The 20,133-nt window shown below is 41.2% G+C and carries 16 protein-coding genes; 7 read left to right on the plus strand and 9 right to left on the minus strand.

Going from position 1 to position 20,133, the window contains the following annotated elements; translation table 11 throughout:
* The first annotated feature begins 1 nt into the window (after position 1).
* The 3 genes from KSMBR1_RS18905 to KSMBR1_RS18915 all read left to right on the plus strand — a co-directional run bounded on the left by KSMBR1_RS18905 (position 2) and on the right by KSMBR1_RS18915 (position 5,140).
* Positions 2-1,534, plus strand: coding sequence for an efflux RND transporter periplasmic adaptor subunit (locus KSMBR1_RS18905; RefSeq protein WP_157820733.1), 1,533 nt, complete (start codon positions 2-4; stop codon positions 1,532-1,534).
* Between the two features lie 34 nt (positions 1,535-1,568).
* Positions 1,569-1,919, plus strand: a complete 351-nt coding sequence (locus KSMBR1_RS18910) for a four helix bundle protein (RefSeq protein ID WP_099326704.1) — start codon at positions 1,569-1,571, stop codon at positions 1,917-1,919.
* A gap of 101 nt (positions 1,920-2,020) precedes the next feature.
* The gene (locus KSMBR1_RS18915) at positions 2,021-5,140 is read left to right on the plus strand and encodes an efflux RND transporter permease subunit (protein WP_099326705.1); all 3,120 of its coding nucleotides are present in this window, start codon (positions 2,021-2,023) and stop codon (positions 5,138-5,140) included.
* 439 nt (positions 5,141-5,579) lie between these two features.
* On the opposite strand, the gene KSMBR1_RS18920 is transcribed toward KSMBR1_RS18915, so the two are convergent.
* Positions 5,580-6,419, minus strand: coding sequence for a universal stress protein (locus KSMBR1_RS18920; RefSeq protein ID WP_099326706.1), 840 nt, complete (start codon positions 6,417-6,419; stop codon positions 5,580-5,582).
* A 526-nt stretch (positions 6,420-6,945) separates the two neighbouring features.
* Here KSMBR1_RS18920 and KSMBR1_RS21325 point away from each other — a divergent pair.
* Positions 6,946-7,113, plus strand: coding sequence for a hypothetical protein (locus KSMBR1_RS21325; protein WP_157820734.1), 168 nt, complete (start codon positions 6,946-6,948; stop codon positions 7,111-7,113).
* Positions 7,114-7,178: 65 nt separating this feature from the next.
* Here KSMBR1_RS21325 and ribD read toward each other — a convergent pair whose 3' ends face one another.
* Together ribD and aroA are read right to left on the minus strand one after the other, a co-directional pair.
* On the minus strand, positions 7,179-8,282 hold the full coding sequence (gene ribD / locus KSMBR1_RS18925) for a bifunctional diaminohydroxyphosphoribosylaminopyrimidine deaminase/5-amino-6-(5-phosphoribosylamino)uracil reductase RibD (protein ID WP_230405658.1): 1,104 nt from the start codon (positions 8,280-8,282) through the stop codon (positions 7,179-7,181).
* 2 nt (positions 8,283-8,284) lie between these two features.
* Positions 8,285-9,559: a 3-phosphoshikimate 1-carboxyvinyltransferase gene (gene aroA / locus KSMBR1_RS18930; protein ID WP_230408019.1), complete on the minus strand. Its 1,275-nt coding sequence runs from the start codon at positions 9,557-9,559 to the stop codon at positions 8,285-8,287.
* 334 nt (positions 9,560-9,893) lie between these two features.
* Between aroA and cooS the strand changes: the two genes are divergently transcribed.
* A complete protein-coding gene (gene cooS / locus KSMBR1_RS18935) occupies positions 9,894-11,870 on the plus strand; it encodes an anaerobic carbon-monoxide dehydrogenase catalytic subunit (RefSeq protein WP_099326707.1) in 1,977 nt (658 codons plus the stop codon).
* Positions 11,871-12,608: 738 nt separating this feature from the next.
* On the opposite strand, the gene KSMBR1_RS18940 is transcribed toward cooS, so the two are convergent.
* Positions 12,609-12,818, minus strand: coding sequence for a type II toxin-antitoxin system HicB family antitoxin (locus KSMBR1_RS18940; protein ID WP_099326708.1), 210 nt, complete (start codon positions 12,816-12,818; stop codon positions 12,609-12,611).
* A gap of 402 nt (positions 12,819-13,220) precedes the next feature.
* Positions 13,221-14,558 carry an IS1380-like element ISCku8 family transposase gene (locus KSMBR1_RS18945; protein ID WP_099323544.1) on the minus strand — a complete coding sequence of 446 codons (1,338 nt, stop codon included), beginning with the start codon at positions 14,556-14,558 and terminating at the stop codon, positions 13,221-13,223.
* Positions 14,559-14,787: 229 nt separating this feature from the next.
* Here KSMBR1_RS18945 and KSMBR1_RS18955 point away from each other — a divergent pair, with 229 nt between their 5' ends.
* Together KSMBR1_RS18955 and KSMBR1_RS18960 are read left to right on the plus strand one after the other, a co-directional pair.
* Positions 14,788-15,762, plus strand: coding sequence for a transposase (locus KSMBR1_RS18955; protein ID WP_099326710.1), 975 nt, complete (start codon positions 14,788-14,790; stop codon positions 15,760-15,762).
* Positions 15,763-15,968: 206 nt separating this feature from the next.
* Positions 15,969-16,592, plus strand: a complete 624-nt coding sequence (locus KSMBR1_RS18960; RefSeq protein WP_099326711.1) for a M23 family metallopeptidase — start codon at positions 15,969-15,971, stop codon at positions 16,590-16,592.
* Positions 16,593-16,638: 46 nt separating this feature from the next.
* Here KSMBR1_RS18960 and KSMBR1_RS18965 read toward each other — a convergent pair whose 3' ends face one another.
* Genes KSMBR1_RS18965 through KSMBR1_RS18980 form a run of 4 tightly spaced genes read right to left on the minus strand, consistent with a single transcriptional unit; the run spans position 16,639 to position 20,131 of the window.
* Entirely contained in the window at positions 16,639-17,538 is a 900-nt protein-coding gene (locus KSMBR1_RS18965) for a F0F1 ATP synthase subunit gamma (RefSeq protein ID WP_099326712.1), read from the minus strand.
* Positions 17,539-19,074 carry an alternate F1F0 ATPase, F1 subunit alpha gene (locus KSMBR1_RS18970; RefSeq protein WP_099327122.1) on the minus strand — a complete coding sequence of 512 codons (1,536 nt, stop codon included), beginning with the start codon at positions 19,072-19,074 and terminating at the stop codon, positions 17,539-17,541.
* 8 nt (positions 19,075-19,082) lie between these two features.
* On the minus strand, positions 19,083-19,850 hold the full coding sequence (locus KSMBR1_RS18975; RefSeq protein WP_099326713.1) for a F0F1 ATP synthase subunit B family protein: 768 nt from the start codon (positions 19,848-19,850) through the stop codon (positions 19,083-19,085).
* Entirely contained in the window at positions 19,850-20,131 is a 282-nt protein-coding gene (locus KSMBR1_RS18980; RefSeq protein ID WP_099326714.1) for a F0F1 ATP synthase subunit C, read from the minus strand. Before KSMBR1_RS18980 ends, KSMBR1_RS18975 begins: the two co-directional genes overlap by 1 nt.
* Between the last annotated feature and the right edge of the window lie 2 nt (positions 20,132-20,133).

Below are 20,133 nucleotides of genomic sequence, written 5' to 3' on the forward strand. Positions count from 1 at the left end.
TATGAATAAAATAATCATTTCATTCGTCATCGTTGCAGGCTTATTAGCGGGCTGTAATGATGACAATCATAAACACGTTGATGCCGAACACGGTCATTTGCACGGAGACGAAGTACATACAGACGTAGAGCCTGAACCGCTTGCTTACACCCTCTACACAGACAAAATGGAACTGTTTGTAGAGTTTAAACCTTTGATCGTAGGGAAAACCTCAAAGTTTGCTGCACACTTTACCCGATTAGGAGAAAATTTCAAAGCAGTAACAGAAGGTTCCGTAACAGTCCGCCTGATCGGAAACGAGAGGCCATTAACGGATAAAGCCGAAAAACCATCATCTCCGGGCATATTCCGATTGGCTTTGAATCCTGAAAAACCCGGCACATATCAGTTGGTCTTTGACATCCGTACTAAGGAATTTTCCGACAAAATCATGATAGAAAACATCACTGTTTACCCTGACGCAAAAACCGCACTGTTACATCAACAGGAACAAACAATCAACGAAGAAATTGTTTACCTGAAAGAGCAGGCATGGAAGATAGATTTTGCCAATAGGGAAGTAAAAAGACAGCCCTTTACAGAAATAATCAAAACCACAGGACAAATCTTGCCTGCACGGGGAGACGAGATAACTATAACAGCAAAAAGCAGCGGTATCATAACATTCGGAAACAATAAAAAACTGATCGGTTCTGCTGTAAATGTAGGCGAAACATTATTTGTAATTTCAGGAGCCGGTTTAACAGAAGGTAATTTAGACACGAAATACAAAGAAGCAAAAAATAACTATGAAAAAAGTAAAATAGATTTTGAAAGAGCCACAGAGTTGGCGAAAGACAATATCATTTCACAAAAACACTTTCAGGAAACACAACTCCAATACAAAAATGCCCAAACCACTTTTAATACTATTGAAACCAACTACACTGCTGGTGGACACAAAATCAAGTCGCCAATACAAGGGTATATAAAAAATGTGGTGATAAGCGAAGGAGAGCATGTTGGAATCGGGCAACTCATCGCCATCGTTTTCCAAAACCGCAAACTCATTTTAAAAGCCGAAGTGCCTCAAAAGCATTTCTCAAAACTCAACAGTATTTCATCAGCGAATTTCATAACTGCCTATGACAGTAAAATATACCGCACTGACAGCTTAAACGGCAAGCTCGTTTCATATGGAAAAAGTGCCGACAACAACGCTTATTATATTCCGGTAAACTTTGAGATTGACAATAATGGTGAAATCATTCCTGGTTCATTCGTAGAGGTGCTTCTAAAAACCAATGTAATTAGAGATGCTTTAGTAATTCCTTATTCAGCGCTCATAGAGGAACAGGGAAATTACTTTGCATATGTGCAAACATCGGGTGAGGGATTTCAAAAGCGTGAATTAAAAACCGGAGTCAATGATGGTATGAATGTACAGGTATTAGCAGGTATAAAGGAAGGCGAAAGAGTTGTCACTAAAGGAGCCTACCAAATAAAATTAGCAACAATGTCAGGTAAAATGCCTGCTCATGGACACGAACACTGATAAAATTTTGAATTTTAAATTAAGGACAATTTCAATGAAAAAGGACAATATAATACTTGAGAAAACCTTTGATTTTGCTTTAAGCATTATCGAGCTGTATAAAAAAATGACTGAACAAAAGGAATATGTTTTGTCGAAACAAATTCTCCGGAGTGGAACAAGTATTGGTGCAAATATAGAAGAGGCGATTGCAGCACATTCAAGAAAAGATTTTGCAGCTAAAATGATACTTGCATCAAAGGAAGCAAGAGAGACCCGATACTGGTTAAGGTTACTTCAAAAGAGCCAGTTGGTTAAATTAGAATTTACAACTCAATTAAATGACATTGAAACTATAATCAACATTATTACTGCTATTGTAAAAACTACCCAGAGGAAATCTTGAATTATGAATGTTAAATTTTAAACAAAAAATAAACAGTCAGTAAATTTAAAATCTAAAATCTAAAATCCAAAATCCAAAATCCAAAATCTAAAATTTCTACCATGTTAAATAAAATTATACAATACGCCCTAAATAATCGCTTAATGATTATGGCAGCCTCAGCACTGCTTTTAATAGCTGGCATTTATACGGCATCCATAATGGAAGTTGATGTATTTCCTGACCTTACTGCGCCAACGGTAGTAGTGTTAACCGAAGCGCACGGAATGGCTCCGGAAGAAGTCGAAAAATTAGTAACCTTTCAAATTGAAACGTCAGTCAATGGCGCCACCAATGTACGCAGGGTAAGGTCATCATCTGCCGCAGGAATATCAATTGTTTGGATAGAGTTTGAGTGGGGAACAGATATTTTTAAGGCACGACAAATCGTTAGTGAAAAACTGACAATCATTGCAGAAAAGCTACCACTGGGAGTCGGAAACCCTACAATGGCCCCTCAATCATCCATCATGGGTGAAATTATGCTTATCGGTTTATCATCGGAAAATACAACACCAATGGATTTAAGAACCATTGCCGACTGGAATATACGGCCCAGGTTATTGGCGACAGGAGGAGTGTCGCAGGTTATTGTAATTGGCGGAGAATACAAGCAATACCAAATACTTGCCTCTCCTCAAAAAATGAAACATTACAACATTTCTTTAAACGAATTGCTGAGGGCAAGTAAAGAAAGCAATCTTAATGCCTCAGGCGGTTTTATGAACGAATATGGCAACGAATACATCATAAGAGGTGTTGGAAGAACAAACAGCGTGGAAGAAATAGGCAATGCAGTAATCAAGGTTGTTGCTAATGTGCCGGTAAAAATAGAGGATGTTGCAGAGGTTAAAATAGGCGGAGCAATCCCTAAAATCGGGGACGGTTCACTCAAAGCAAGTCCGGCAATTATTATGACCGTAGCAAAACAGCCGGGAACCAACACCCTGGAACTCACAAAAAAAATTGATAATGCTATTACAGAGATTGCCAAAACCCTGCCTTCCGACATCAAAATCAACACCAATATATTTCGTCAGGCGGATTTTATTCAGGCTTCCATAAGTAATATTCAAAAAGCGCTAATTGAAGGTTCTGTCTTTGTAGTTATCATTATGTTCTTGTTCTTAATGAACTTCCGAACCACCATTATATCCCTGATTGCTATTCCCCTTTCACTTATCGTTTCCATTATCACCCTTAAATTTTTGGGATTAACCATCAATACCATGTCTCTTGGCGGAATGGCAATAGCCATCGGCTCATTGGTAGACGATGCTGTTATTGATGTGGAAAACGTCTTTAAACGTCTAAAGGAAAATGCACAAAAAAATAATGAAGCACGAGAAAGTACACTTGTTGTAGTTTATGATGCCTCAAAAGAGATTCGCTCATCAATCCTTAATGCGACCCTTATCATTATTGTTGCTTTTATCCCCTTGTTTTTTCTTGGCGGGATGGAGGGAAGAATGTTGCGGCCTCTGGGGATCTCCTTTATCGTTTCTCTGTTTGCATCCCTGATTGTTGCGGTAACACTCACCCCTGTGCTTTGCAGTTTTATGCTTACCAACGACAAAATGCTTTTAAAGCAGGCAAAAGGCAGTTGGCTGGAAAGAGGGCTTCACCGATATTATAATTCCGCATTAGGAAAGATAATGAAAATTAAAAAGACATTACTTGGGATATCCATCGTGTTGTTCATTATGGCGATTTTTCTAATGTTTGGTTTGGGACGGAGTTTCTTGCCTGAATTTAACGAAGGCACTTTAACGGTAAATGCTGTCAGTATGCCGGGCATATCACTCGAAGAATCAAATAAAATTGGAAACAAGATTGAAAATATCCTACTGTCGGTGCCAGAAATTTCAATTACTTCACGCAGAACGGGAAGAGCCGAATTAGATGAACATGCACAAGGTGTAAATGCCGCTGAAATTGATGCTCCCTTTGTTTTGGCGGAAAGAAGCAAGGATGAATTTATGAAGGAAGTTCGAAAGAAATTAAGTGCTGTCTCTGAAGCGAACATCACCATCGGGCAACCCATAGGACACCGTATTGACCATATGCTTTCAGGCACAAGAGCCAACATTGCCATTAAGCTTTTCGGAACAGACTTATCCAAAATGTTTTCTGTTGCTAATCAGATAGAGCGCACCATTGAAGGCATAGACGGACTTGTGGATATTAGCGTGGAACAGCAGATTGAAATTCCGCAAGTACAAATAAAAGCGAAACGGAATATGCTGGCTAAATATGGTATTTCAATAGGTCAATTTGCCGAATTCATTGATGTTGCCCTTGCAGGCGAAAAGGTATCTCAGGTTTTTGAGAGAAACAAAAGTTTTGATTTGGTATTACGATTTAATGATGAAAACAGGGGCAAAATAGAAAATATCCGCAACGTCTTAATTGATACCAATATCAATCCAAACCAACAATCCAAAATTCAAAATTCAACATCCAAAATCCCTTTACATTATATAGCTGATATTGTTTCAACAACAGGCCCCAACACCATTAACCGGGAAAATGTACAACGGAAAATTGTGGTTTCAGCCAATGTGGCCGGACGTGATTTAAAAAGCGTAGTAAACCAAATCAAAGAAAAAATAGATGATACTGTTCAGTTGCCGGAAAATTACCGCATTCAATATGGCGGACAATTTGAAAGCGAAGCAAAGGCATCAAAAATATTATTCTTCACCTTTTTAATGGCTTTATTCATCATATTCCTTTTGCTTTATCAGGAATTTAAAAATATCAGGCTTGCAGGCATTGTTTTTCTCAATTTGCCTTTGGCGCTGATAGGCGGCGTCTTAAGCATTTGGTTTACAGGAAAAATCATAAGTATTCCCTCTATCATCGGGTTTATTACACTGTTTGGAATAGCGACACGTAACGGGATATTATTGGTTTCACGCTATCAGACATTGCAGAGTCAAGGCGTTGCTTTGTATGAAACCGTCATTAAAGGCTCTTTAGACAGGCTAAACCCGATTCTCATGACTGCCTTAACTACCGCTTTGGCATTAATTCCATTGGCAATAACCGGCGACCTGCCAGGAAATGAAATACAAAGCCCAATGGCAATAGTGATATTAGGAGGTCTGCTCAGTTCCACCCTCTTAAACATCTTCATTATTCCTGCCGTTTACTACATTTCAAATGTGAGAAAAAAATGATGATGATACTTGATATTTAATGGTAAAATCCGAAGTCTTCAGTCTTCAGTCTGCGATTTTGTACGATTGATGATTGCCGGGTGAGAGGGTGGGTGGGAAAGGATACATCCGGATGAATGGAAGGATGAGTCTCGATGGGAGCATTCCCGATTTTTTGTAAGTGTTCATGGAGTTGGGGCAAAACAACCCTGACAGGGTTTGAAACCCTGTCAGGGTTAACATACTGTACGTTTTATTAAAACATGGCGGAAGTCACAAAAAATCGGGAATGCTCCCAGTCTCGATACAAATATTGCTGAAAAGACCTGTCACAAAATTACAAGGACGTTTCCCACCGTATTGACCTTGTAATAACAGAAGTTTTCTTCACTACGAGAAACATATCCCGTAATGCGGAACAATCGCCAATGCTTTTTTCTCATTTATAAAACACGCTTACTTACCGGTAAAGCAATAGTGGGCAATCAGTATGTCTCATTACCCTTGTAGTCGTGCTGCCCAAAATCATTTCTTGTAGTTTGGAATGTCCATACGCGCCCATCACTAACAAATCGCAGTTGTCTTTACATGCATCCTGTATACCCTTTGCATGATCTTTTCCTTCTATTGGAACAATGTTTGGTGTGAGGTTAAGACCATCGAGAAAAGTTTTTGCTTTGGATAAGATTTGCAAGGCTTTTTCCCTGGTATCATCAACACATAGTAACGTCATATTTAATTCCATGAGTTGTGCCATCTCCGCCCCTATCGCTAATGCCTTATCTGCAAACAGGCTCCCGTCGTATGCAATTAGCATGTTACGAAAGGGTTTAAATCCAGCAGGCGTTATAAGTACGGGCTTATGTGTTTTCCGCACAACGAATTCTACGTTTGAACCAAGAAAGACATCCAGCCATTCAGCGTGAACCCCCTTTTTCCCCATAACAATCAAATCATAATTTGCCGATGATTTTACAATTTCATGATTTACAATGCCTTCTTGTATTTCACGGGTAAATGGTACTCCCGCTTGTATGCACTTCCCTTCTACCTGATTCAAAGCTGCGTCTGCCTTAGAATCAAGCATTTCCCTGACCGTTTGATTAAACGTCCCATAGGGAACCATACCGCCAATGCTTGTGCCAATGTCATGAATCAAAGGACCCGCCAGAATTTTAATATCTTTCACAAATAGTCCATGCACACTCCCATCATTTGTTTTCGCGATACTCACGGCATAATCTGCTGCGGCAAGGCTATTATCGGAACCATCAGTAGGAACTATAATTTGTTTTAACATAGATAACCTTGATAAAAAAATTTATATTATTTGCCACTAATTACGTCATTAGGGCATTTTACAAAGCACAGAAGCAATGTGATTATTACGTTGTGATAAATTTTTGTCAAGTTAAAATATGACTTAAAAATTGATAACACTTTATTTTTTAAAAAATTCCAATAATCGCAGTGTAAGGGCGAAGCATTTGCTGTAAATTGTCATAAGTGCGTTTATACCCAAAACGGGCAAATGCTTCGCCCCTACTTTTTCAAAAAAATAAAGTGTTATAAAGATGGTGAAATATATTTTCCACCACCATCTTTAGCATCTGAATGAATGTCAAAGAAATTCAGACACTCTTCAAGCCCTCATTAAATGCTAATATCGCTCCAGGAAGGCATATTCATTTGTTGTGTTTTATTTCTTATTTTTGTGGTTAATTTAGGCTTGACATTATGTGCTGCAGGTATATAATTTTTATCGATTTTTATTTATTTCTGATTGTCGGATTTAACCTATTTTATAAGCGGGAGAAAGTAATAAAATGATTTTAGAGGCTAATCATTCCACAGATAACCAGTCAAAGAAAACTGAGCGTTTATCATTTATCAAAGAGAGATATAAGAAGTTAGTACTTGAGCCAAGAAAAGAAATTGAATTCGAAATTGAAAGATCTCTTGATGATGAAGATGGCGCAGTAGAACCTGCGTAAACAGGCGATGTTATCCCACATACCATTTACATATACTTATTCCGAAAGAAGACTTCGCAGATTTTTTAATTTAAAAGTCCTTCCACTACAATATCGTCTGAAAATCTATAGTGCCTTACTTCTCTTATTTTCAGCGCATCGCAAACGTTTTCAACGCCCTTACCCAGCACCGGAGAGGTATCCCCACATCCTCCAATTATGATGGGAGCGATAAATACAATAATTTTATCCGCAAGACGTTCTTTCAGTAATGAGGTGATTATTTTGCTACCACCTTCCACCATAATATTGGTCAACCGCATTGACCCCAGTTTTAAAAAGAGTTCTTTTAAATCAACATGATCGTAATCGCCATTTGTTTCTATAACCCGGCATCCCGATTGCCGTAATATCTCAACTTTTTTTTGGGGGGCGTTTTTACTCACCGCGATAATTATTTCACTTTGTTGGACAGTCCTGATAAGCGCTGATGTTAAGGGAAGCGAGGCCCTGCTATCAATAATGATTCTTTTTGGATTTCTCCCCCCATTAAAGCGGCACGTCAATAGCGGATCATCTTTCAAAACGGTGTTAATTCCCACCATAACACCGTCAACCTGACTTCGTAATGTATGAACATACCGGCGGGATTCTTCCGACGTAATCCATTTTGAATCGCCGGTGACGGTGGCAATCTTCCCATCAATCGACATTGCCCACTTTACAATTATATAAGGCATCCCCTTTTGAATTAATTTAAAAAAAGGGGCATTAAGTTTTTTGGCTTGATCTTCCATGACGCCCATGCGCACAGTTATTCCCGCAGCCTGTAATTGCTTCACCCCTTTGCCGGATGTAACCGGATTAGGGTCCACGCATGTAGTTACAACCTTTGCAATTCCCGCCAAAATTATAGCGGCAGCACAAGGCGCGGTTTTGCCATAATGAGCGCATGGTTCCATGGTTACATATAGCGTTGCGCCTTTGCAATTTACTCCGCCTTCATTTATCGCGTGTATTTCCGCATGAGCGCCGCCATAGTTCTTATGATACCCCTTCCCCACGATTTCATTGTTTTTTACAATGACAGCGCCTACCATTGGATTCGGTTCAACCATCCCCCTGCCTTTTTCTGCAAGTTCCAATGCAAGCGTCATATATTCTTCGTCATGTTCTTTCATAAGCGGCATAACTATCCCCGCAATTTTTCTATCAGTTGGAAATAATTAGGAAATGTTTTAGAGACACATTTCGGATTTTTAATAAATATCCCGTCTGATTTTAATCCTATCAAAGCAAAACTCATTGCCATGCGATGGTCATCATAGGTTTCTATTTCCGCAGGTTTCGGCATAGAAGGTTCAATCTCAAAACCATCTTCATATTCCGTGACAGATATCCCCATTTTCCGCAATTCTTTTGCTACAGCGGCGATTCTATCCGTTTCCTTAATTCTCATGTTTTTAACATTTCGCACCCTTGTTTTGCCTTTCACATAAACCGCAACCGCCGCTAATGTTTGAGCCACATCAGGCATATCCCCCATATCAACATCTACGCCATGTAATGCCCTGCCGCTGACTTCTATCCAGTCCCTTCCCCTATCCACATGACATCCCATTTTTTTTAAAACATCGGCAAATTGGACGTCGCCCTGCAAAGAATCTTTTCCTACACCTTCAACCCGCACTCTTCCGCCGGTAATCGCCGCAACAGCAAAAAAATAAGACGCTGCGGAAGCATCTCCTTCCACTTCATAAGAAATTGTTTTGTACCGCTGTCCACTTTTCACCAACAGTCTTTTGTAACCGATATTTTCAACAGTTACGCCGTGCTTGCCCATTAAATCAATGGTCATATCAACATAACGCTTTGACACCAGATCGCCCTTCACTTCTATTGTCACATCATTCTCTGCATAGGGAGAAACCATTAATAAAGCGCTAAAATATTGACTGCTTAAATCGCCATTCACTATAGCCTTCCCTCCCTTTAACCCCTTGCCCTTGATGATGACCGGAGGGCAGCCATTGTCAAGTTTTGATTTTACTTCAGCGCCAAGTTGGTTTAAACCCTCCAGCAAATCCTGTATAGGTCTTTGTCCCATTCGTTCCACGCCGCCAATTTCATACACCCCGTACCCTAACGTAAGCAGAGCGGTAAGAAATCTCATGGCAGTCCCGGCATTACCAACAAACAGATTTGCCTTCTCTGCGGGAATACACCCCCCCTTGCCATTAACAATAAATGTATTCGTGTCTTTTCGCTCCTCCACAGGAATCCCAAGAGAATTTAAACATGACGCCATATAATGTGTATCATCGCTAAAAAGGGCATTATTTATTGAAGAGATTCCGTCGGCAAGTGCCGTTGTAATTAATGCCCTGTTTGTATAACTTTTTGAACCTGGAACCCGAATTATCGTGTTTATTCTTCCTGTAACAGGTTTAATCTCAATCACATTCATTCTGACATCCCGTCCGTTTAAAACTTGTTGTTCATGATATAATAGATATTTTAATTTTACATCTGATTGACTGCAAACAAACTCAATATAGCAAACATATAGCGAATTAAAAGAAAATAATGCATACGTCAAATATTTGAAAAAATATATTTAATAATCGTCATGTTCTGTTTTTCCACTATTTAAAAAGAACCATGACTGTCTGAATAACACATGTTCCAAAATTGACTTTGTTTCTGTGATTTGATAGAATCCCGCTGATTTTTAAAATACTAATAGGTACGACAGCTTTCTTTATATTGTTTTATTGCTTGGGAAAAATAAAGGTGGACAAATGAAACATTTTTTAAAAAAAGAAAAGGAATTAAGAAAAAAAGCCTTTGCTGATAAGCAAATTGAGGAGACCGTTGATTTTTTGCGACAACAGGGTATTGAAACTGTTTGGGGTATACAGGCGGCTTACGATACAAGCCTGTTTGGATTAAAAGACAGGTGTGGATTTGGAAGTCATGGACTCTGTTGCCGAAACTGCAACCTTGGTCCCTGCCGGCTGGATAGTGAAGAATTACCTCTTCATACAAGGCTTGCAGCCCCAAAGGTAAAGAGGAGTTCCTGCGGCAAAACGGCTGATAATATGGTTGCCGGTATGTTTCTTCAAACGGTGCTGCGCGGCACAAGCTCGCACCTGGGGCATGCAATACATGTGGCGAAAGCGTTTGTCGCGGCAGCTAAAGGGTCTGAAAATTTCCCAATAAAAGATGAGGCAAAACTTTATGCCGTGGCAAAAGAATTGGGCATAAATACTGACGGCATGCAAATGCTTGATATTGCTAAGGAAGTCGGTCAAAAAGCGATGGAAGACCTTGTTGGGCAGGGAGAGGGACCTATGAATTTTGCTCTTGCCCTTGCACCAAAAAATATTGATAAACTGGCAAAGGCAGGCATTGTTCCTCAAAAAGGCGCTGCAGAGGCAATAGTTCAGGGAATCCATAGTACCGCCCAGGGGATGATGAGCAGCACAGACCACCTTATCATGTCGTGTTTAAAATACGGGGTAATTGATGTATTGGCCCTCTACATTTCAACACAATTACAGGACATTTTGCTGGGAGTACCCACACCCAAAGAAAGCTCGATAGGTATGGACGCACTCGATAAAGACAAGGTAAATATCCTTGTACATGGCCATGTGCCGGTACTTTCTGAAATGGTAGTTCATTTTGCAAACAAACTTGAGGACATGGCAAAAGAGGCGGGGGCGAAAGGCATTAATGTGGTAGGAACCTGCTGCACCGGTACGGAAGTATTAATGAGGCTCGGCATACCCATGGCTGGTAGCACAATTATGCAGGAACTTGTGGTTGGCACAGGACTGGTAGACGCCGTATGTGTGGATGTACAGTGTGTGTATCCATCACTTTCGTCAATTACAAAGGGGCTCCATACCCGATTAATTACTACCATGCCTGAATTGCGGATGGACAATGATACCTATATTGAATTTACTCCGGAAAACGCCCATGAATCCGCAAGGCAAATTGTAGAGGAGGCAATCAAAGCGTATAAAGATCGTTTGTCTGACCGCGTATTTCTGCCAAAAGCCAAGGGGCATAAATTAATGGGTGGCTTTTCTACCGAGGTAATGATTGACGTCCTGAAAAAATTAAATGCCCAACAGCCGCTAAAACCGCTTGTCGATCTTATAGTGGATGGTTCTATTCAGGGCGTTGCCGTGCTTGCCGGTTGTTTGTCCTCAAAGATTCAAACAGACATGAGTTTTGTTATCATGGCAAAGGAGCTTTTAAAGAATAACGTTTTGGTCCTTGCTACAGGCTGCGCGGCAACGGCATGCGCGCGTCACGGATTACTGACAGGAGAGGCGAAAAAATATGCAGGTGATTCTTTGCGGGGTGTTCTGGAAACAATAGGAAAAACCTCTGGATTAAATGGAAGCATCCCCCCTATCCTTCACTTTGGTTCATGCGTGGATAATTCACGCTGCGCTGTATTGGCTTCAGCCATTGCAGATTATCTGAACACATCCATCGATAAGCTCCCTCTTGTTGCAAGCGCCGCCGAACATGTTGTGGAAAAAGCGGCCGCTATTTATATGGGGGTTATGGCGCTTGGAATTACCACACACATTGGTGTAACGCCAAAGCTTGGAGGTTCTCCGTATGTAATTGATATGCTCACCAACAAACTGGAAAGTATCACCGGCAGCACATTAATCATTGAAATCGACCCTGTTGAATCGGCAAAAAAGATGATACATCATATTCAAAAGAAAAGAAGGGCATTGGGGATATGATAATTTTCAACACATCAGTACCTTAGTCAGCAATCTACAGTCGGCAAATTGCAGATTGAGGACTGAGGATTGAGGACTGCAGACTGTTTTCGTGTTTGTTTGGCTATGGCAGCTTAATGGGTAAGAAAGAGGTGTATGATTCAGGCACAGGGCAATCGCATCATAACGGAAATCTTTTTGGTACTTTACAAAAATAATCGTCACCCCATCCGGCCATTCATTTTTTAGTACCAATATAGTTTTAGAAAAAACCAATAGTAGCGATGTTTGCCGCATATTGTAGGGGAGAAGCATTTGCTATAAATTGTTATAAATGCGTTCATGCCCAAACCGGCAAATGTTTAGCCCCTGCTTTTCCAAAAAACTAAAGTGTTACTCCGCATGTCATTTTATTATGTGTAACGTCCCAGTTGAGCGGTACCGGCTACAAACAGAACCGAGAAGCGCCGCGGCCGAGTCACGGCATCCGCCTCGAACGTAATGTTATACATCTATCTTTGTGGAAATCCTCAAAGACTTCACTACTCTATTCCAACCAGAAAGCTTTCTAAAGTGGACGGGTCGGTTCCGGTTTCCGTTCATAATAATCATAATTATAAGTAGGTGACTATGGTCACATCTTAAATAATAAATATTAAGAAAAGAAATTGGAAAATCTTTACAGGCTATCACGAAATACAATACAAATTCACAAATTTCCTTTTAAACATTCATTGTTTTTTCCCACCCGCTATTCTTTTATGCGAAAATTAACCTGCCTTTAGGTTCGGGAACATGACGTCCTAATTCCTTAGCAGTCTCTAGCCAATCTTTGATAACAATTTCAGCATTACTGAGCGCCTCCTGATATGTAGCTCCATCGGCTGCACAGCCTGGCAATTCCGGAACTTCTGCAATGAAGGCATGATCCTCTACGCTCCAGTAGATAATTATTTCATATCTGCTCATTTTCTTTGTCTCCCAACTTGTATTTTAATATTATATTGCGTACCTGTTTAACTCCTAAGCTAAGCCCCCAGCTATGCTGGGGAGAATGGCAAAAGCTATGCTGAAGTATTTGAAAAAGGAATGAGCTTTTGAGATTATTATTGCTCCTAAATCCTGCAAACGATTTTCGCAATGCGAAAATCAGTATTTTCCACTACCAAGATTGGCAAAAAGCGATAACAGATATCCGTTTTTTAGCAATTGTGGTAGCGCTATTGTACTACTTTAAACAAAAAGACATGGGAAATTGTCGGAAACGTGCTCTCTGATGCAATGAAAATCAAGATAGGGATGTACTGTCTCCATCTGCGGTATACTTACCACTCTCAAAAGACTAAAAAAACGAAATACAACGTCGGTTTTCTACTGAAAAACTACATCCAGTGACATGCGTTCCCACTTTTCCCATTCCTCCTGATGGAGAAATTTCTCCGGCAATTTTAATGTCATCTGCCGGCTTCTCTCCACCAGTTTCCCTGCCACACGGATTAACCACAGTCTCATCGTCTTTACTTCCCACTGTTGTATCACTCCACCACTGAGCAATCCCATCCACTTCAAAAGATTATACGCTAACACCGCACACTGAAATAGCGCAGCATTGGCCAAAAATTCACCCGTACGTATGTGCCCCGCATTCATCTGTCCTTTACTCTCTTCTATCAAAGTCTCGCAGGTAGCCCTCTTTCCATAACAACGATGCGCTTCCATCGGACTTAACCGCTCCGTTGTAACGTAACAAAAATACTCATACACGGACACTTCTACTAATTTCTTTTCTCTTTTGACCAATTGCCGCACTGCCACAAAACGTCTCGCACGATCCCACCCTGCACATCGATACCAAAATTCAGCCTGTTCCCATCCTGGCTCCCCTTTCACCTCATTCCATTTCTGCCCTTCAAGCAATCCTTCCAGATTCTTCAGCTTTACCTTAATCAGATATCCCGCCAATATTGACTCAAGGTATTCAAGTAATTCTCCGGTAAAAAAACCGCTGTCTCCCCGAAATACCACCCTTACCCCCTTATTCATGTACGCCATACATTCCTTCATGAACTCTACTACTCCGTTACTCGTGTAGGCGCTTCCACAGCGGAACCAACTATGTAATACCTCCTTTGTTTCTGCAATAAATGCCATTAAGGGATGATACGCCTTCTGCCCCTTCTTGTGCGGATTATATCCTACCTCTGCACCCTCCTGTTTCCCATATACACCATCTACGGTAGAATCAACATCTATCCATACTTCGCAAAGAGCACTCCTGAGTTTATGGCCTGATCTCACCGCACGCTTCCATATCTTTCCCCTAAACCGGTGGATCACCCCCGTCAGTTCCACTATATCTCCCTGACTCGCCAGCTTCATAATACGTCCTATCGTAGTATCTACAGGTACCTCTTTCCACCCGGACATCTTCTTCAATACCTCATCTGTACACACCTTCATCACCTCTACCATCGATGTCGCCCCTGCTATCAACCCTATCACTACCATTTGTACCGCATCGACAAACTGATACCGGGCATTTGCTCCACGATCCTTATGGACCGCTTCATGGACTCTCTCCCGGAACATCAGCTTACCCATAAAATTCAATACCGGTAAAAGCCCTGCATGTACCGTTAAGCCTTTCCCGCTCATCTCTGCCTTGATTTTCGGTTGTCTTTTGCTGTATTTTTTTGCTATATTCTTCATCGAAATGGTGAATCTCCTTTCAGGTGTTTTTTGTTATCAATATACCGCCGAATACCTTGGAAATCCTACCATTTCAATCCTATTCCTGCAACAAGGCTTTGCCTTGTTTGCAGGATTTAGGTTGCTTATTATTTCCACCTGTCAATTACAAAAAATTAAACATTTCAAAGAAAAGGCGGGGTCAAATCTTAATGATTGACAAATAGCTTGTATCTGATATGATACCCGCATGGCAAGACCACTACGCATACAATATAAAAATGCATTATATCTTGTGACCTGCCAGGGTAACAAGCGTAAGGCAATATTCAGGGATGACCAGGATAAGAAACTGTTTCTTGAGTTGTTGAATGACGGGCTGAAAACTTATACTAACCTTCTGTATGGTTACGTTCTCATGGAGAATCATTTCCATCTGCTTTTAGAAACACCCCTCGCCAATCTCAGTGAATTTATGAAATGGATTAACATTACCTACACCGCATATTACAATAAAAGACACAAAAGGACAGGCCATTTGTATCAGGGGAGATACAAGAGCATTCTCCTTGAAAAGAAAGCGTATCTGGATATTGTGTCCCGATATATTCATTTAAACCCTCTCAATACGAGGCTGGGGAAAAAACTGCCGCTATCGGAAAAGAGAAATTATTTGAAGAACTATGCGTGGAGCAGCCTTTTAGGTACTATCGATCATACCAAAAGAAATGACATTATAGCGTATGCCGGGGTACTTGAGCCATATGGAGGCGACAACAAAAAAGGACGGCAATTGTATTGGGAGGCTGTTTGCAGTGATTTGCCGGCAGGTATTAAAATAAAAAATATGGTTGTTGGTGGAAACATACTGGGGAGCACCGGGTTTATCAACAGGGTGAGAGATAAATATTTACCGCTGAGATCACGTGAGATTTTACCTGCACGGCGGTTAAAAAACTATATCAGAAAAGAGACCATCATTAAAGCACTCTGCAAGGAGACAAAGAAAAGTTTTGATGAAATAAAGAATGAACGGGGTGTAATACGGCAAATAGCCATGGACTTATTGTACCGTTTTGGCGGGCTAAGCGGAACGGAGATCGGAGAAATGATGGGGATTGGCTATAGCACTGTAAGCATGGAGAGAAAACGATTACGGGCAAAACTTAAAGGCAACAGGCATCTTTCCGGGATTATCAAAAGGATTGAAGCTATCCTCCAATGAGAAGGCATTGACCCCTCTCCCCTTAAGCTAGCATAGCCAGAATCAAACAAACACGAAACAGTCCTCAGTCTTCAATCTTCAGTCTTCAGTCGGCAATCCTCAATCGGCAATTTGCCGACTGCCGACTGTAGATTGCCGACTGCAAAAAGATACTAATAAAGCAGCTCCCCGATTACTTCTCCCGCACGACATTTCCAGACCGCATTATGACTATTGAAAAATCGCGATTCCACCAATTTATTATAAAACAAAATAATTTTGACCGGCTAGGGTTTGAAAATTGGGTTTTTTACCCCGGCATGTTGTTTAATGATCATCATAAATGGTGGTCAGATGCAGGTATTCGCCGCCAACCTCACGAAGGAGTTGATTTCTGTTTTTACCGGGATACAACGGGAGGTATACGTACTATTGGCTATAAAACAAAGATCCCGGCGCTCTATGATGGAAGGGTAGCGCATATCCACGATGATTTTCTGGGCAAATCTATCTATGTGCAGCACAATACCTACGACGAGCGCAGACATGCGCTTTTCACTATATATGGACATACCATTCCAGTGAATGGCCTTAATACGGGAGATATGGTGAGCGAGGGCAACATACTTGCAACCACCGCAAATGTGCGGGAACATGCAAGGATTCTTCCCCATGTGCATATCACAGTGGCATGGATACCTGTATCTTTTCCCCATGAAAGACTTACATGGAAAATGATAAATGCCCCACAGATAACCACCCTCTGTAATCCTCTTGAGTTTATCGATTGCAAATTTACCGTTGAAAGGGAATGGGTCGATCCGGAGGATTATTTTCCGGCAAAAGACTGATTTTTGGCTTACCGAATTATTCTCCCATGTTACAAAAAGAAATGAATCAAAATTGTTTCCCTTCTGATTGCAACGCCTCAAAGCCCGCTACTATATCAAGAAGTTCTTCAGTGATAGAGGTCTGATACTGATGACGATAGGACATATTCAACCCTTCAACCGTTTCTTTTATATTTTTTTCTGCAGTTTGCATGGAAGAAAGCCGGCTTGCGTTTTCACTTGCCATAGACTCTGCAAGTGCCCGATAGAGTAAAACAAAAATATACTGGCGAACAAGCGTTGAAAAAAGTTTCCTCCTCTCCATTGTAAATGTTGGAATTATATGAGATGGCCATTTTTTCCCCGCTAACGCATCCAACCATTCCTGATCCAGCGGCAAGAGATGCGCTGTTTGAGGTTTGCAGGAAGTGCTGGATAACAATTTATGGTGAAACAAAATAACCTTTGTAATTTTCCCCTTCTCTTCCAAACTGTTAAGCGCCGTTACAATTTTGTATCCGGTTTCTACAAGCTCTGAGTGGGACGCCGGTACAGGGAATATTTCTTCAACAGGATGCCCTCGTTCTTCGATAAGATCTGCTGCCCGCACTCCGACGCAGAGCAAAACATATCGTTCATGGGCAATGCTTTTGCTGTACATGCTTTCCAGCGCATATGATGTTATTTGACTATTGAATCCGCCACAAAGGCCATGGTCGGAACCGAATACCACGGCGCATCCTGCAGTTTTTTCCTTTCCTGATATTTTTGAAACAACTTCTCCCTCTCCTTTTTGGAGAACCACCTGAAGGCCCATTTCAATGGTTCGGTAGTAACCGGAAACCGCTTCAACAGCTTCCTCATAATGGCGAACATTTATCGCTGCAAGCGTTTTCATAGTTTTTACTATGGCATGCAAATCTTCAGCGCTCTGAATTTTCCTCCTCAACCGTTCAAGTGTTAGCATCTAAATGCCCTCTTCTTTTTCAGCAATAACATTTCTTGCCAGAGAGACAATTTTATACCGGTCTTCGTCAATGAGTTGTTCTCCTTTTTCAATCTTCTGGCATACGTCAGGCAATTTTTCAGTCACTTCTTTACTGATGGCGGATTCCGCTGCAGAAATAAGCTCTATGGGCGATTTATCCAATAAGCCTTCCACTACTGCCATTAAAACAACAATTTGCACAGAAACCGGCACAGGTTGAAACTGTGGCTGTTTGAGAATCTCACGGACACGTTTCCCACGCTCAATAATTTTTCGGGTTGATTCATCTAACCGCGTGCTGAAACGCGCAAACCTCTCCAACTCCTCAAATTGAGCGTAAGAAAGCCGTAAATCACTTGCCACCATCCTGTAAGACGGAAATTGTGCCTTGCCCCCGACTCTGGATACCGACCTCCCTACATTTACAGCCGGCATAATCCCTTTCTGCGCAAGTTCCGGAGATAGATAAATCTGTCCGTCAGTGATAGAAATCAAATTTGTAGGAATATACGCCGAAATATTCTGCGCTTCCGTCTCAATAATAGGCAAAGAGGTCAAAGACCCTCCTCCAAGCTCTTTTTTCAGGTGTGTGGATCTTTCCAGCAGGCGGGAATGAATATAAAAAATATCGCCGGGAAAAGCTTCCCTGCCAGGCGGCCTTCTCAGCAGGAGGGATAGTTCCCGGTATGCCCGTGCATGATTCGTTAAATCATCGTACACGATGAGCACATCCTCTCCCTTATACATGAAATATTCCGCCATGGCAGTGGCGGCATAAGGAGCGATATATTTCATTCCGGGAGTCGATTCACCAGCGGCAACCACGATAATTGTATTATCCAATACATCATTTTTCCGAAGATCCGCTATCAATTTTGCCACGGAAGAACTTCTTTGCCCTATTGCGCAGTAAACGCAAATAACCCCCTTATCTTTTTGATTAATAATCGTGTCCAGGGCAATCGTTGTCTTTCCTGTCTGGCGGTCGCCAAGAATGAGTTCTCTTTGCCCCCTTCCTATGGGGATTAAGGCGTCTATCACCTTTATTCCTGTTTGCAGCGGTATATTTACCGGAGAACGGTCAATAATAGCCGGCGCTTCTCTCTCTATAATTTGACGGTGAGTTGTTCGTACCGGGCCATAATTATCCAAAGGCCTTCCCACAGCATCTATCACGCGCCCAAGCAGCATTTTACCGACAGGCACATCTATGACCTTGCCTGTCCGCTGCACTTCGCCTCCCGCTTTTATATCATCATCTTCGTCGAGCAAAATGATCCCAGCTTCCCCATGATCCAGGTTGAATACCAGGCCGGGAAGACTGCCGGAAAAAAGCACCATTTCTTCAGATTTCACATTCCATAAGCCATTTACCCGCGCAATTCCTTTTCCCACGTAAGTAACCGTGCCTGTTTCCCGTATTTCCAGTGGATATTCTTTTTTCTCCAATATCTGTCCGAAGGCATCAAATGCCTTGTTAATTTGTGTTTCCATGAGATTTCCAGTAGTCGCCATAATCATGATTACCTCGCTAATTCTTCATCCAATGTTTTATCCACTTCTTTCTCAAGGAATTTAATGTAATCATCGAGGTTCCATCCGATCCTGTAGTTTTTTACCCTGAAGTCTATTCCACAAATATGGTCATGGGGAGATATATATTGAATTTCCAGTTTTTCACCCATGACATTGCTGATTTCAGTGGTAATGATTTGCTGCTGTTCTGCAGGAATCTCAAACATACTGGTTATCACTGCCTGATAGTGTGATTGTTCTAAAATGTCTTTAATCTTGTTTTTCTCTGTGTTGCCAAGATTTCTGATTTTTTTAAGAAAGGTATCTGTCATATTTTTTTCAAGATCAGCACTTGAAAGATCCGACAATATTTTTCTCAGAATAGCATATATCTGCGTAGTCGTTTTTTTCCGGAGATTTGCAAGAAACGTTTCTCTCTCTTCCTTCAATGATTCATGCCATCGTTCTTTCAATTCTTCAACTTCCCTGCGTGCATTTTCAATAAGTTCCTTTTTCTGTGCTTCTGCTTCCAAACTTGCGCTGGTAAAGAGACTTTCGCATCTTGCATCATTTTCCTTATTTTTTTGAAGATAAAGTTCTCTTTCGTTGTCTGCGTCAATCATCTTCTGTTCCGCCGACTGCAATTTGGAAGCGATCATTTCTTCTCTTGCATTCATAACCGAAATAATCCTTCCATAAAGAAAATGCTTCAGGAGAAAAACAAGAAGCAGGAAGTTAAATATTTGGGCAAATACGGTGAACCAATTAATAAGCATCACTGTCCCCCGGCTTTAGTTATCACATAATTCCAAAAAGGATTTGCAAAAATAACAATCATAGCTACAACAAAACAATAGATCGCAGTGGATTCTATCATAGCCATGCTGACAAACAACGTCCTCGTAATTGTATTTGCCTCGTCAGGCTGCTGTGCAATTGAACTGAGAGCCTGAGCCGCCGCACGAGCCTCTCCCAGCGCGGGGCCAATCGAACCAACCGCTATTGTAAAACCGGCGACAATAATAGATACCATTCCAATCAGGCCAACATTATCCATGC

This window comes from Candidatus Kuenenia stuttgartiensis, assembly GCF_900232105.1.
GTDB classification, from domain to species: Bacteria; Planctomycetota; Brocadiia; order Brocadiales; family Brocadiaceae; genus Kuenenia; species Kuenenia stuttgartiensis_A.

What these genes read in the sequence shown, in the direction of transcription:
- KSMBR1_RS18905 (WP_157820733.1), top strand. Translation starts at nt 2, where the DNA reads ATGAATAAAATAATCATTTCATTCGTCATCGTTGCAGGCTTATTAGCG.
- KSMBR1_RS18915 (WP_099326705.1), top strand. Translation starts at nt 2,021, where the DNA reads ATGTTAAATAAAATTATACAATACGCCCTAAATAATCGCTTAATGATT.
- KSMBR1_RS18920 (WP_099326706.1), bottom strand. Translation starts at nt 6,419, where the DNA reads ATGTTAAAACAAATTATAGTTCCTACTGATGGTTCCGATAATAGCCTT.
- KSMBR1_RS21325 (WP_157820734.1), top strand. Translation starts at nt 6,946, where the DNA reads ATGATTTTAGAGGCTAATCATTCCACAGATAACCAGTCAAAGAAAACT.
- KSMBR1_RS18955 (WP_099326710.1), top strand. Translation starts at nt 14,788, where the DNA reads ATGGCAAGACCACTACGCATACAATATAAAAATGCATTATATCTTGTG.
- KSMBR1_RS18960 (WP_099326711.1), top strand. Translation starts at nt 15,969, where the DNA reads ATGACTATTGAAAAATCGCGATTCCACCAATTTATTATAAAACAAAAT.
- KSMBR1_RS18910 (WP_099326704.1), top strand. Translation starts at nt 1,569, where the DNA reads ATGAAAAAGGACAATATAATACTTGAGAAAACCTTTGATTTTGCTTTA.
- KSMBR1_RS18965 (WP_099326712.1), bottom strand. Translation starts at nt 17,538, where the DNA reads ATGCTAACACTTGAACGGTTGAGGAGGAAAATTCAGAGCGCTGAAGAT.
- KSMBR1_RS18970 (WP_099327122.1), bottom strand. Translation starts at nt 19,074, where the DNA reads ATGGCGACTACTGGAAATCTCATGGAAACACAAATTAACAAGGCATTT.
- KSMBR1_RS18980 (WP_099326714.1), bottom strand. Translation starts at nt 20,131, where the DNA reads ATGGATAATGTTGGCCTGATTGGAATGGTATCTATTATTGTCGCCGGT.
- aroA (WP_230408019.1), bottom strand. Translation starts at nt 9,559, where the DNA reads ATGAATGTGATTGAGATTAAACCTGTTACAGGAAGAATAAACACGATA.
- KSMBR1_RS18945 (WP_099323544.1), bottom strand. Translation starts at nt 14,558, where the DNA reads ATGAAGAATATAGCAAAAAAATACAGCAAAAGACAACCGAAAATCAAG.
- ribD (WP_230405658.1), bottom strand. Translation starts at nt 8,282, where the DNA reads ATGCCGCTTATGAAAGAACATGACGAAGAATATATGACGCTTGCATTG.
- KSMBR1_RS18975 (WP_099326713.1), bottom strand. Translation starts at nt 19,850, where the DNA reads ATGCTTATTAATTGGTTCACCGTATTTGCCCAAATATTTAACTTCCTG.
- cooS (WP_099326707.1), top strand. Translation starts at nt 9,894, where the DNA reads ATGAAACATTTTTTAAAAAAAGAAAAGGAATTAAGAAAAAAAGCCTTT.
- KSMBR1_RS18940 (WP_099326708.1), bottom strand. Translation starts at nt 12,818, where the DNA reads ATGAGCAGATATGAAATAATTATCTACTGGAGCGTAGAGGATCATGCC.